This window comes from Paraburkholderia sp. FW306-2-2C-D06C, assembly GCF_058781505.1.
Map to the genome: position 1 here is coordinate 1 of NZ_JBYSWU010000033.1, position 13,305 is coordinate 13,305.

General features: G+C 57.5%; 12 protein-coding genes and 2 pseudogenes. 7 read left to right on the forward strand and 7 right to left on the reverse strand.

Going from position 1 to position 13,305, the window contains the following annotated elements:
- Positions 1-75: 75 nt before the first annotated feature.
- From AC3WLT_RS23170 to AC3WLT_RS23180, 3 genes are all read left to right on the forward strand, one after another.
- A complete protein-coding gene (locus AC3WLT_RS23170) occupies positions 76-513 on the forward strand; it encodes a KwaA family protein (RefSeq protein ID WP_492594019.1) in 438 nt (145 codons plus the stop codon).
- On the forward strand, positions 506-1,423 hold the full coding sequence (locus AC3WLT_RS23175; protein ID WP_492594020.1) for a Kiwa anti-phage protein KwaB-like domain-containing protein: 918 nt from the start codon (positions 506-508) through the stop codon (positions 1,421-1,423). Before AC3WLT_RS23170 ends, AC3WLT_RS23175 begins: the two co-directional genes overlap by 8 nt.
- 420 nt (positions 1,424-1,843) lie before the next feature.
- On the forward strand, positions 1,844-2,506 hold the full coding sequence (locus AC3WLT_RS23180; protein ID WP_492594021.1) for a hypothetical protein: 663 nt from the start codon (positions 1,844-1,846) through the stop codon (positions 2,504-2,506).
- A 369-nt stretch (positions 2,507-2,875) separates the two neighbouring features.
- Here the strand turns inward: AC3WLT_RS23180 and AC3WLT_RS23185 are convergent, their stop codons facing one another.
- From AC3WLT_RS23185 to AC3WLT_RS23205, 5 genes and pseudogenes are all read right to left on the reverse strand, one after another.
- The gene (locus tag AC3WLT_RS23185; protein ID WP_492594022.1) at positions 2,876-3,163 is read right to left on the reverse strand and encodes a PAAR domain-containing protein; all 288 of its coding nucleotides are present in this window, start codon (positions 3,161-3,163) and stop codon (positions 2,876-2,878) included.
- 31 nt (positions 3,164-3,194) lie between these two features.
- Positions 3,195-4,502 (reverse strand): SEL1-like repeat protein, encoded by a 1,308-nt coding sequence (locus AC3WLT_RS23190; protein WP_492594023.1) that lies wholly within the window; start codon positions 4,500-4,502, stop codon positions 3,195-3,197.
- Positions 4,503-4,504: 2 nt separating this feature from the next.
- Positions 4,505-6,541: a phospholipase D-like domain-containing protein gene (locus AC3WLT_RS23195; RefSeq protein ID WP_492594024.1), complete on the reverse strand. Its 2,037-nt coding sequence runs from the start codon at positions 6,539-6,541 to the stop codon at positions 4,505-4,507.
- Between the two features lie 3 nt (positions 6,542-6,544).
- Positions 6,545-9,394: a type VI secretion system Vgr family protein gene (locus AC3WLT_RS23200; RefSeq protein ID WP_492594025.1), complete on the reverse strand. Its 2,850-nt coding sequence runs from the start codon at positions 9,392-9,394 to the stop codon at positions 6,545-6,547.
- A gap of 264 nt (positions 9,395-9,658) precedes the next feature.
- A pseudogene (locus tag AC3WLT_RS23205) lies at positions 9,659-9,763 on the reverse strand (DNA adenine methylase); the annotation flags it as partial.
- A gap of 112 nt (positions 9,764-9,875) precedes the next feature.
- Between AC3WLT_RS23205 and AC3WLT_RS23210 the strand changes: the two are divergent.
- The 4 genes and pseudogenes from AC3WLT_RS23210 to AC3WLT_RS23225 all read left to right on the forward strand — a co-directional run.
- Positions 9,876-10,202: pseudogene (locus AC3WLT_RS23210) on the forward strand (transposase); the annotation flags it as partial.
- Positions 10,203-10,362: 160 nt separating this feature from the next.
- On the forward strand, positions 10,363-10,830 hold the full coding sequence (locus AC3WLT_RS23215) for a glycoside hydrolase family 73 protein (RefSeq protein ID WP_492594026.1): 468 nt from the start codon (positions 10,363-10,365) through the stop codon (positions 10,828-10,830).
- Positions 10,827-11,174, forward strand: a complete 348-nt coding sequence (locus AC3WLT_RS23220) for a hypothetical protein (protein ID WP_492594027.1) — start codon at positions 10,827-10,829, stop codon at positions 11,172-11,174. The genes AC3WLT_RS23215 and AC3WLT_RS23220 overlap by 4 nt, the downstream gene beginning before the upstream one ends.
- Before the next feature lie 123 nt (positions 11,175-11,297).
- On the forward strand, positions 11,298-11,984 hold the full coding sequence (locus AC3WLT_RS23225; protein ID WP_492594028.1) for an SOS response-associated peptidase: 687 nt from the start codon (positions 11,298-11,300) through the stop codon (positions 11,982-11,984).
- 102 nt (positions 11,985-12,086) lie between these two features.
- Here the strand turns inward: AC3WLT_RS23225 and AC3WLT_RS23230 are convergent, their stop codons facing one another.
- Together AC3WLT_RS23230 and AC3WLT_RS23235 are read right to left on the reverse strand one after the other, a co-directional pair.
- On the reverse strand, positions 12,087-12,317 hold the full coding sequence (locus AC3WLT_RS23230) for a hypothetical protein (protein ID WP_492594029.1): 231 nt from the start codon (positions 12,315-12,317) through the stop codon (positions 12,087-12,089).
- A 93-nt stretch (positions 12,318-12,410) separates the two neighbouring features.
- Positions 12,411-13,124 carry a trypsin-like serine peptidase gene (locus tag AC3WLT_RS23235; protein ID WP_492594030.1) on the reverse strand — a complete coding sequence of 238 codons (714 nt, stop codon included), beginning with the start codon at positions 13,122-13,124 and terminating at the stop codon, positions 12,411-12,413.
- Between the last annotated feature and the right edge of the window lie 181 nt (positions 13,125-13,305).

A 13,305-nucleotide genomic window follows, 5' to 3' on the forward strand; every position in this document is an offset into this window, starting at 1 on the left:
CCCCATCACATCTGATGGGAATCAGATTGCCCCAGTCCCGCCATTACGAACAGACGGTACAGATCGAGTGCTTACGTGCATCCGGCGATGGTCTATTTTTTCATTGCAGCGAGTGGCGCGAGCCTTGTCTTTTTCCTATGGCTGCTGAGACATCTGCGTGGCACAACGGAGATGACGATAAAGGAAAGCAAGTCAATCCCGAACGACCTGATCAACTATGCATTCCCGTATATTGTGTCATTCATGGGGGTCGAGCTCGGCAGCACAGGCAAGGTGGTTGGCTTTGGCCTATTTATGGTTTGGTTGTTTGTCATCACATACCGGTCGGGTCAGATCCTCATGAATCCGTTATTGCTGGCGGCCGGATGGCAGCTTTACGAGATCAATGCAAACATCGAGGGCAATCCTAGAACGCTGCGAGCGCTTTCGCGGGACAACGTCGTGCCCGACCAGAAACTAAAGTCCTGTCTCGTCCAGGGAATCTATGTTCTGAAGGCAAATAAAAATGACTAAAGAGCAAGCCCTCACCGGGTGCAAAGAATATGACGTAGCAGGCGCGAACTTATCGCTGTGGACTTTCAAGAAGCGCCAAGCGGGAGGCTTCAGCGCGAAATCTATTGAGGTAACCGATGCGCTCGCTGAGGAGCTGAAGCGCATCGTCAGCGCATCCCTTCTGGTCCATACGGAAGTAGAGGACTATACACTTACGGCTCAGCGCAACGAAGTGAGCTGCTTGCACGTTGGAACAGACGAAACATGTTTTGCAGATCTCGCGGCCCTCGTGGACGCGCCGGCCGAGGAACACCGAATTGCTGGCGAGAGAGATTTCCAGAATGTCACGGGATATCTGATACGCCTTCGAACTGGCTCTCAGGTTCTTTACTGTGTGAAACGCGTTACAGATGCTTGGAAAACGAAAAAAGCTCGGAGCGTTATCAACGTTGTAATGCGTGCACATCAACTGGATCTTGTCGAAGATCGTAGCTTCACAATTGCAAAATCTCTTGATTTTGTCGTTTTTGGCGACGACCTATTCATCATGGACAAGCGAGCGTTCGAGACGATACTGAGCTACAAAATTGGATATGCGAATTCATTCGGCGAATTGCAGCAAGACGCTGCTTTCACGGCACGGTTTGCCGAGATGGGGCCGTTGGTTGAACACGTAGGGACCAACACTATGCATCTGCGACGAATGGCGGTCATTCAGCAGAAGGGGCACTACGCAGACGACGCCTATATGGCCCGCCTAAGGCAAGTCAACTTGCAACAGGGCTGGAACATCCAATTCGACGGTGCTGGTCGCATCATCCCGACAGACGATTCGATGCGGGCAATCATGCAAGTATTGCTGAATCACCGTTTGTATTCGCAATTGTCGCTCGACACCTTTGATGTTCCTTCGAGTTCAGCAGTCCAGTGATGTAGTCCGTGGGCGGAGGCCATTTTGACCATAGGGCGAAAGCTGCTTATTCTGCCGGAGTGATCGAACTTTTCGAGATCAGACGTTCGCGGTAGCCCTCGAACGCGCTTTCGTGGACGACCGCTTCGGCCTAAAACGTGCCGGCGGTTTCATGACCACGGACGACCGTTGGACCTCGGAAGCCGCCGTTCGCCTTTCCAAACGACTATTGCGAGTTCAACTTCGCTCTGCGGGCACCATATCCCAGTGTAGTGAAGCTCCCAATTGAGAGATTGCCGGGAAAGATCGCGAGAAATACTCGTTTGACGCAACGAAGCGGTAACGCTGTTCAGGACGCTAAATTCCGGTTGGCCGAAGCCGATAACAGTATTAGATGAGACCCGGGGACTGTTGGGGTGTTGTAAATAAATGGGTGCCAGAATGAAAATGATAGCCTTTGGTTTGATTCTTGGACTTGCGTCTCTCTCTGCATACAGTCAGACCGCGCCCGCCCAAGATGAATGCACTCGACGCGCAGATGCGGATGAAAGATTGGCTCTCCTTCGAGACAAGCTTCCAAAGGTAATCACCTCTCCAACCATGCAGCAGTTGGCCGACCACACCAAGCCAACGAAGCTCCAAAAGAAGGCCCTTATTGCCTACGATGAAGATCGAACGTTCTGCGAGGGGCAATTTGGAGCGCATTTCACGGGTGAGGCCGCTAATGCGTTCTCCATATTTGTCTCCAACTCGAAAAAGCTGAGAGCGAGCCTATACGACAGCCAGATCGACTTCGCGACCTATGTTTCGACTGACGAAGACAACATGCAGGTGTTTCTCAACTACATGAATTCGTTGAAAGCCCGGGAAACGGCACAGGCTGCGGCCGACCAACGCGCCAAGGAGCAACGTGAGACACCAGAGCGGCTAGCCAATGAACAATTGGAGCAACAACAAGAACAGTTTGAGGCCGACCAAAAGCGGCAAAAGATGCAGGCTTTGTCAGAGGCACTTCAGAGATTTTCTGATAGCTTGAGACGTCCCGCTCCAGTCGTGACCAACTGCAGCTCGTCCTTCAACAACACTACTTGCACCACTTACTAGCTTGGCAGACATCGGCAAACCGGACGCGAACGCCCGCTCTGCTCGACGGTGACTATGTCAGGTGACTTGGCGACCGCCCACGATCGGATGAATGACCGCACCCTGACATCTGCCCATGAAGTGACGTGTGTTTCAGCGTCAGCAACGGGTCGAACTGGGACACCCAAAGTCGCTTTGCCGGCGCGAAGGTCAGGTTGGGTTCAGCCGGCCTAAACGGCTTTGCAGGCCGTCATTTTTTTAGGTAATTCAATGGCTTGAATGATTTGACCACGCCATCTAACCACTCGACAAACTCCGACCGGGCAATGTTCGCCAACATCCAGGGTCCTCTCACGATCCGCAAGGCACCCTCTCTTTATCGCCCCAGAGTCACGTTTCGACCGACATTGAACTCTGTGAAGCGACCAGCTTCGGCGGCGGGTTGCACTGGCAGATGCACAGATCATCGCTCAATGCGACCCGTCGGCCGTCCGGGCCGGTCATCGGCACGCGGGGGCCATCGCACTGGATCTTGCCGGTCGAATGGCAGGCGGGACACGACACGTCGTCGCCTTCATGCGCGATCTGCCGGTCGTTCAGCCCGAGCGTGGTCGACCGGGCAAGCACCGTACCGTTTGCCGTGGTCTTGTCGTTGGTCTGGATCATGTAGCGTTTCATGGCGGTGACTGGTTCCGTTCGGTTCGGCAAATCAGGCCTGATCGATGTATCCGACCAGTTCCCACTCCACCTTCGCCGTGTGCTCGCGCCGTCCCATTACCTGATCCAGCAAAGCAACTTTGCGCGACGCATGGACGACGAGCGAGGGTAGCACGTCGCCCTTCAAGAAGCGCCGCTGCGCGTCGCCAGTCTGGCCTTTGCTGAGCTTTGCGCACCAGACGCCATCTTCAGGACATTGTTCGCCTGTGGTGGCAACCGTCCCAATTGGCAGACGCGTCGCAACGGTCGCGGGTTGATCCTCTGCCGATGTCTTGCTAGACGTACCAGCCAGGGGCAGGCCGGTTGACGGGTCGAGGTTCTTCGCTTTCGCAAGCTCATCGATGAGTGCGTCGGACGGTTTCTGTGGCGGTACTGCCGCATCCCGCTCCTTCTGCCACTGGAAGGTGCCGTCCCAGGGCGGCAGCTTTGCGGGCGGCAACGGCACGATCTTGTCGATGTCCGGAACCTTGGGGTTGCGGCCGTCATTGCCATTGATGAACTGCCGAATGAGTCGATAGCGACGCGATCGTTCAAGGTCGGGTTGCACACGAAGGGAATCTGAAGGATCGGTTTCTGAATCCGGCTTAAACCCCACCTCCAGCGAAAAGGCAGCACCAGGGCTTCCTGCCGCAACGCCCTTCTGAAAGGCGCTCAACGCGTCGGTATATCGCTTATCGTCCTGGAAGTCGAGGCCCAGTGTATTCGCTGCCTGCGCATGTCCCTGATCGGCGGCACATAGTCGCATCTGGCGTGCGATGTCCGGTGCCATATCGGCTGGCGCTAACAGATCACCGATGTAATTTTGGGCGTCGGCATTCCCGAGATCTGCAGCCTTCCGAATGTAGCGCCTCGCCGCGTCCTCGTCCTTCTTGAGCCCATAACCGGTCAGGAGATAGTGCCCGATATCGTAGTAGCCGCTCGGCACACCGGTCTTAACCAGTTGTTCTGCCAGGTCAATACTTTCCTTTTCAGGATCGGGCGATGACGCCAATCCCCCCGAAACCAGTAGCTGCAGGTTGTGGTTAGCCTTGTAGTGTCCATACGCTGCTGCAATCCGGTAGTACCTTGCTACTTCGTTGAAGTCTTTCGGACCGTCCTTCGTTTCAAGATACCGGGCGTACTGGAAGAACTTGTCCGCTTCCGGATCAAGCGGTGGTAGATGATCCGCTTCGCGTGTACATGTGAAGGCGAGATTAGCGCGTACTTTGCTAAGGTCAGGCAACGAATTCATGGGATTCTCAGTCTTTGAACAGGCAGACACCAGGCACACAAGGGTTAAGGCAATGAAGAATCTGCGCATGGTCAGTCCACTGTAGTCCGCTTCGTTGTGTCAGTTCGGAATGCGACCAGCGACGCAAGAGGTGGCTTTTTTTTCGAACCCATCCGTATCTTGTTCTTGTCGATCAATTGTCCCCATGCGTCGAACGCGTCACTTATGTTATCGCCTGACGCCGCTGCACTTGCGCCCGCAGTGCCGCTATCCCCTGCCAGTCGTTCCGACGGGCTGGGTTTTGTGTGGATAGTCCACAGCTTTTTCCTGAGCGAATGCGAAGCCTCTCCGTGTTCATGGCAAATATTGAGTTCGCTGTCCACGTCCATACTCCGGAAATTGATGTTTGCCGACCCTAACGTCGTGAACGCGTCGTCGACGATCATGAGTTTCGCATGCACATAGACGTAGTCCCACCCCCCTGGAGGCGAGTCCGGGGCAACCAGTGTACAGACATGCACCTTCAATCCAGGAATGGTGACTGCTTGAGGGGAAGAATTTTTGTTTTCTTGAATCTTCCGCTGGACGGCCTCGAGCTCGGCCTGAGCATCTTGATGATATTGCGCGTAGCTGTAGGCTTCCTGAATACTCATCGAACCTTGCACGGGCGCTGCATTCTTCTGCGCCGTTGCCAGTTCTGAATTCAACGCATCGGCTCGCTCCGCTCGCGCCACCTCCGGAATGCTGCCAGCACTGCCCAGCGAATCGAGCATCTTGTAGGTATTGACTGTTCCCGGGCCGATACCTTCGTCGCTGGAATTGGTCACCACGAACAGATAAAGCGAGCCGTGTTCGGCGGGACTGCGACCACCGGCATACTGCTTCGCTGCGGTATCCTTGATCCGGGCGGCTAGCTCCGGATAGCGGAAATATTGATTTTCGATGTAGATGAATTGCGTCGAATTGTTCACCGCCTGCATGTACAAAGTCTTGATGTCCCGCTTGTCGTGCTGCGACTGGGTACGCAGCACCTGGGCCATCACTGGCGTATCGGAGCCGCAGTGCAGCGCCAGCTTGCCACCCGCTGCCGCCCGAGCCTGGGTAAGACTCTGTCCGGTCGCCTCGTCCCAAGCCTGGCAAAAGTTATCGTTAAGATCCTTGAGAATCGGCCCGCTTACGCGACTCGAAATGTCCTGCCGGGGATGGAGCCCGTTGCGTCCCATCTGGGGGTGCATGCGTAAATAACTATGATCGCTGGTATCCCAGTAGGTATCGAGCATGTTATGTCCCATCACGAAGCCAACGGCCACGTCTGGGTATTCATAGTCGATCAGCACCATTTTCTGGTGATGTGTTGGAAAAATTTTCATCGACGAGACGCTCACGCTGCCGCTATCCGCCCCACCTTTGGCGGTGGCGTTGTGGAGTTTCACCCGATAGGCAATTTCGTCACGGTTGTCGATACTGAAATCCCGCGTAGCGAATTCGATGCCTTTGAACGGTTGAGGTGGGCTAACTCTGTCTTTGATGTAGCTGGCCGCATCGTAAGCTTGAAGTATTAGCGGCTTTGCGGCCTCTTTGGATATCTCGACCTTCTTGTTGCGCTTGGTAACGTTGTTCAGATTCGCTCTGGCATACCACGCGAGGTCCTTCTCGCGCTCGAATCCTGCCTGATAATCTTTGGCAATGTAGTCGCGTGCGACGGGTAGCGAATAGACCCAATCCCAGATGTGAGGCTTGATCACAGTAGCGGCGTTGTTGCCAGGCGCGTTGTTCTCGCCCCATTCAGCAAAATGAAGGTCATCCTGCCAGACCAGCAGGCGAACCCGTTTCCCATCTGCACCCTTCGCCGCCAGAAGCTCACCTATCGTCGCGCCCGCGACGTTGCTTCCGCGCTTGAAATACATTGATGGTTGAAAACCCCAACAGATGATGTCGACTGTGTGTTGTGCATTGAGGATTGCGTCATATATCGCGCCGAAAGCTTCCTCGCCATTGACCAGAGGAGCGAAAGTCGCTTTGCGCGGATCGTATTCAGTCTGCTGTACGTGCCACGGCATGGGTAGCGTCGCCTGGCATGTCTGGTTCTGCGCGAGGGGCGTGGTAATCGTCGTGGTCGGTGTCGCCATGATTTACGCGTCGGAAGAAGGATTGAGCAGATCGTTATAAACCTGCCGGTGCACGGCCCGGTCGGGTGCTGCGGCATCGCCGCCGGACAGGCCTTCATGAAACTGGAACCCCTGATTTGCGAGCGCCCCGTTAGCTGCATCCCGGTACTCGCCGGGCACCGGAATTTCATGTTTGATACCGTTCGCCATCTCAAGCGTGTACTTCTGTGTGGTCACCTGATGATCGATCGGCAACTGTCCGGTCTTGTCGAACACGCCCTGCTTCACGAGTGCACCATCCGCATAGAGCTTATAGGGCATGCCCACCGGCACAACACTCGTTGCCGATGGCGATGCGGCAGTGTTCAGCATCAACCGGCGCGTCGGCATATCCTTGAACGCCGGGTTCGTGACGTCCATCCTTGTCGGCCCGCTAAACGCGTGGTCCGCGCCCTTGAAGTCGATCTTCCCCGGTGCGTGGATCTCGATGTTGCCGTCCTTGATCCGGATATAAGCGCCACCGGAGGTCAGCAGGATCTCTTGCTGTGCCGCCGCCTGGATCTTCTCGGTGACAGATGCCAGCAGCAGCGACTTCTGCGCCGTCAATTCGACGTTGTCGGCATGCGCCTGCACCTGAATCTTGCCCTGCGCCGCGAACAGCTTCATGCCTGCGTTCTGCACGAACAGGCTCAGCCGGTTCGTGACGCTCGCGACGAGCGACTTGCCGGTTGCGATGTGCGTGCTCTGGCCGCTCACCAGGTTGATGTGCTGGTCCGTCGCGACGTGTGCCGACTTCTGCGTCGACAGCGCAATGCCCGACGGTGCGGCAAACAGCATCACCGGCTGCGAAAACGCATCGGCGTTGCCCGTGCCACCGCCGGCCGTTACACCGCCCCCGCCCGTCGTCCCCGAGGTACTATGCTGTGTCGCATCGGTGAAGCTCTTCAGCGCATCGTGCCCGTCCTTCAGGCTTTCGGCCTGCGAGGTTTCGCTCGCCTGCGATGCCGCATCGAGCACGCCCTCCGAAGTGACGAGCTGATTGCTGGCGTCGCGCGCATCGAGCGGCTGGCTGGCAACAGGATGCGTCGACACATACAGTCCGCGGCCTGCGCGCAAGGCGCCATACGCGTCCGAACTCAGGTCGAACCCGCTGCCGAGGTAGTTGCCGCGCGTGTTGCCCGTGTGATTGATTAGATACCCGAGGTGTAACTGCGCATTCGTACTGGAGCTGTACAGGTGTACCCGATTCTGGGACGTCGAGTCGTCCATAACCATCTGATTAAAGCCATCGCCCGAGAACTCTTTCGACCGGTAGCCCGAGAGCAACCCGTTCGAATGCCACTGCGGTTTCGCCGCGCCGTTGTAGACGCGGTGCAGGGCGATTGGTCTGTCGATGTCATTTCCGACGTAGCCAATCAGCAGTTCTTCCCCCGCACGCGGCATGTGCACCGAGCCGTACCCATCACCGGTATCCGACTGCGTCAAGCGCACCCAGCATGACGCGCGCTCATCGCCTGGGTTGATCCGGTCCCATATGAACATGACCTTGATGCGATTCAGTTCGTCGGTATAGGCCTCGGCCCCCTTCGGTCCGACCACGATCGCCGTTTCCAGCTTCGCGTCCGGCTTGTGGTGTTCGAACGGGCTGCGGTACGGCACCGTCGTACGCTGCGCCTCGATCCCGACCCGGTAGAAACCTGTGGAGCCGTCCGCGTGGGGTACGTTGAAGGCGCCATGAGCGTCATCGGCACGTGCCTGTCTCAGCTGGTTCTGCAGGCTGTGCGGGAAGTTGACTTCATGCCCGGACAGCGGCAGGTTGTTCCCGATGGTCCACACGACCTCGATTGCCGCGAATTCCCGCTGGCCTGCCGGATCGTGATCGTGCTCCGGATGGCCGGCAATGGTGAAGCGCAGCCCTGCATCGATCGAGCGAAGGCCCCCTTCACCGTGAAAGCGTTTGGCCTGCGATTCCCATTCTTCCATGCGGATTTTTGAAAGATGGTCGCCGCGTGTCTGCTCCGGATAGGTATAGCCTCCCGTGTATTCGTACACCTCCATCTGGGACGGCAATGAACCCTGGTTCGCCATGGTCGGAACGCTCGTCGCCTTCGGATTAAATGGCGTCGACGGATTTTTATAGTCAAATGTACGGGTCGACAGTAATGCCGATTGCAGCGTGCGCGTGCCTGACCACTGCACGAGCGCATCCGTTTCGCTCTCTGTTCCCGCGCGATAGAAATTCACCTGCTCTGGCGACGGCGGCACAAGTGTTTCAAGTCGGTCGGTAATCACCAGTGTGTGCGACTTCCCGTCGTCGGCCTGCTGCCAGAATCCGTACAGGCCTTCGGACTCCATCAGCCGGTGCACGAAGTTCCAGTCGGTCTCATCCTGACGACAATACGAGCGGGACGACAGCGGCTGCGAGAGCACGAAGCGGAACATCCCCTGCGCCTGCGGGTGCTGGTTGAAGACGTCCGAGATGATCTCGTCGGCCGCCTTGTCCTGCCAGTACTTCTGGTCGCGGCGGAACCGCAGGAAATGCATCCACGAAGAGTAGCCGAGCTGGTAAGAGGTCAGTCCGCCGTCCGCACCGAGACGCCGGGCAGTATGCACATAACCGTGATGCGGGCGGTAGGAGCGGTCTGATTGCTGGATCCAGAGGGTCACCGGCTGGGCGATCAGCGTCTTCAGCGCGACATCGCCGGAAGTGGACACGACATCGATCGTCCACGTGAAGTCGCGCCCGATCCGTGACCGCCCGATAGCGCGCTGCGGAAGCAGGACATTATTCCCTGCCGGGGTGTCCAGTTTTAGAAGGCGGTCCTGCTGTGAAAGACCACCCCTTATCGCCCCGATTATGTTCTGGGTATCCATACCGCCTCTGACTTTATTCTCAGTCTGTATTCCTCAATTCTACAGACCAATTGTCGGCGGGCAAATCAATCAACTCCAAAGAAATGTCAAACGGATGAAATTCCGGATATCTATATGCGCGACGAATCAGATACCTGCACTGAAATCAGCCGCCGGGACATAGGGCGAACGTCCGCGTGCCCCATTCAAGCGATGCGCCGTAAAGTCACTTTGCCGGAGATCGGGTGCGGACGCTTTCGCCTTATGCTGCCGACCGGATAATCTGAATAATCCCACGGGTTGTGCGGCTTCGTCCCAACTAAAAATAATCACTTCCTTTCGTGCTGCCTCCCGGCCACCACCGCCGACGGTGTATTTGATGGGCGTTGTTGCATAAATCTAGGTGTCGCGCGGCGGGCTGACGTTTACACGCAACGGTCAGGCCATCGCCCCTGTTAACTCTTGGTGGAACTGCGTAGATTCTCGATTTTTGGCCGGGAAGATGCGCAAGGACGAACGCAAGGCACGCGAACCCAAGGGGGTCTATCGCGTCAGGGACTGGTCGGAATACAACGCGGGCTTGATCGCCCGAGGCAATGTAGCTATGTGGATCGACGAAAGCGTACTGACTGACCCGTCTGAACCCGGAACGCGCAAACGTGGCCGACCGCGCATCTACGCGGACGCGGTGATCCAGATGCTGCTCGGTCTCAAGCAGGTGTTCCGTCTGCCGTTGCGGGCGCTTCAAGGCTTCGCGCAAGGTCTGTATGAACTCGGGAGCATGCGCGAACATTTTCCCGGTCGCCCTGTCTTTTCCCGCGCCGCGAAGCACGGTCAAAGTAACTTTATGCTGTACACATCGGGCGGCTGATTGCCCGTGATACGCGCGTGTGGCATGCTGGGTCCCCGTTTCGTACGAGGAAAAATTGGTCATGGCACAGCCATCTACGCACCATCACCCTGCGACGCGGCACAAGCCGAAGCCTCACGTGGCGCCGGCGTACGTCCAGCAATTCATCGACACCCATCTGGCCGCAGCGCAGGAAGTCCAGCGCAAGTACCAGGTGCCAGCGGGTGTTGTCATTGCCCAATCGGCACTTGAAAGCAACTGGGGAAGGTCGGTCGTCGGCAACGCCTATTTCGGCGTCAAGGGCCGCGCCCTGAGCGGCGACAGCACCACGTTCACCACTCACGAAGTGATCAACGGCAAGGCCATCAAAATCGACGACGCTTTCCGCGCCTACGGCAGCTATGAAGATGCCGCCGACGACTATGCGCAGATGCTCTGGAACAACCCACGCTTCCGGTCGTGCTTTCTCTACACCCGCAGTTCACAGTTCGCCAATGCGCTCGCCCACAACGGCTATGCGACGGATCCGTCTTACGCAGTCAAGCTCAACGCAATCATCCGTGCGCACAAGCTCGACCAATATGATTCGCGCAGAACCGAGCCATGATGCGCCGCGCGATCATCACAGCAGCCCTCGTCGTCTGCACGCAGGCGTGCGCCGCCCAGCAACCGGTGACGAATGACGATAACGCAGCCACCCGAGCAGCCGACATCACGCGCACTTACGGTCTCTCGAAAGACAAGACCGAGTGCCTCCTCTTCGATACCGCCGACAAGGGCAAATACTTTCTGGTGCGGGTGCGGGAAAACCACACGGAAGCGTGTGGCGGTGCCGCCGGCGTCTCGCCTACTCTGTTCTTTCTGAAGATCCGCAAACGCGACGGCTACACCGTCACCACCGCGTACGACAGCGAGCACTACCTGCCGCTCAAAACACCTGCAAAGAACTGAGCGCAGGTCCGCCGGAGCAAGGTCAAAGTAACCTGGTACCGCCCACGATGGACGGCGCCAGGCGGATGGTGCAATCATCCGGTCAGGTTCACCGCCGACCGTCCTCTCGACGAGGAGCACGCCATGTGTGGTCGTTTCGCCCGCGCCCGCTACGGTATTGACTATGTCACGCCACTCGCCAACGACCGCGACACGCGCTGGCCACTGTTGAGCAGCAACGGCCCTCCAGAAGACACGCCAAGCTGGAATGCATCGCCTGGCACCCTGCAGCCTGTCATCTATCCGGATGGCGTCGTCAGGCGCGTTCATTGGGGTTACCGCCCTGCCTGGGCGCAAGCCAAGGGCCTACCGCAGATCATCAATGCCCGCGTTGAAAAGCTCCTGACATCGGCGTGGAAACCCATGCTCAAAAACGGCCGCATTCTCGTGCCGGCCGACCAGTGGTATGAGTGGATCAAGGCCGACGACGGCGGCAAGCAGCCCTATGCCATCGGTACGAAAAGCCACGCACCGCTGTGGATGGCCGCGTTGACCAACGTCGCCCCGGATGCGGAACAACAGGCCGGCGATGGTTTCGTGCTGGTTACTGCCGCGGTCGACGCGGGGCTCGTCGACGTGCACGACCGGCGGCCGGTGGTGTTCGGTGCGGACACGGCCCGCCAGTGGCTCGACCCGGCCACACCGCCCGAAGTCGCAGCCGAGCTCGCACGCACTGCCGCACTGCCCGCCGAGGCATTCGATTTCTTCAAGGTCGGCCGCGCCGTCAACAGACCCGGCACAGACGGGCCGAATCTGGTGAATCCGCTCTAGTTGCGGTTCCGCACGGGCGGCTCTGCTTCAGATGCGCGATGCCGGTAATCGGCTTCCCTGTCTGCCGGTCCATGCCGACCAGCGCCGTACTCGCGCCCATCGTCAGGATCCGTCCGCTACGCGTTCGAAATCGGGATGGCGGGCAAGCGCGGCGATCTGTTCTTCGTCGGAAGCCACTATGGTGCTCTTTTCAACGACCAGTGTGCTGCCGTTGGCAAACACCAGCGTGCGCGACTCGAATACCTCGTCGTGAAAAGCGATCCGCGCTGCGCCTGCTGTAAGCGTCGACGCAGGAAGCTGTGCCGGCGTCGAGATTTCGTTGTCTTTCGCCATGTCCAACGCCAATAAGAAAGGCCTCGCGCACAGGCGAGGCCAGGTAAACTTGTTAAACGTTTTGAACGTAGCCCTCCGTGGCAGGGCTACGTCCTAAAGCCATACCACGAAGCTATTCCCGACCAACTCAGCATCTCCGACCGCGAGCACACGTAAGATAAATTTCGCCGTCTCCTGGGTAATCAGAATGGCTAACTTGTCTTCAGTGACCTTCTGTTTATCGTCCTCGGCATGACCACTATGCACTGCGCACACGAGTGGCTGATCGCCATCCCACATGAAGATTGGCGAACCACTGGAGCCCGGGGCTGTGACAAGATTAATGGATGACAGCGCATTGACCTCCGGATTGACGCCGCTCCATTCACCTTCCGATGTTGCAAGACGATCGCCACCAGGAAAACCGGCAATGCAGATCTGATGAGGCGAGTCTGAGTCGATAACCCACAGCTTGGGATACTTGTCGAGTTTGACCGGACGTTCAAGACGAACTATGGCAATGTCCCAACTCCTGTGCCGTGGGAAAGCCTGCGGATAAAACACGCACTTAGCGCAATGCGGCTCCTCCTCAGCAGGCTCCCCGACGCGCGAGCCCAATCGTATGGTCACCGCCGCTGCGAGCCACGGATTCTCAGCGTCAGAAAACACCACATTGTGTGCAACGGTGAGTACGTGGTAACTGTCGATCAGAACCCCCGAACCTGTTCCAGATGTCACAGGTCCGCGATTTGTTACCACACTCAATCGCGCGACGGCCCGGACCGGGACTTTGGCGCTCAGAGGTTTAGGTGCGTCTGGCTGTTGCATGGTTAGCTCCTTGATTCGTGCTCGTGACGCGATCTCGACAAATGCCGACGGACGCGAATGACTGATGAAGTAACGTCAATAACTCACCGGAGTACATTTCGCACACGGTAGGCATTTCGCCTCGCTCATGTGGATACTCCTCGCGATCGCTTCCGCTGAAAATGTGCCGGAAGTCACGGTG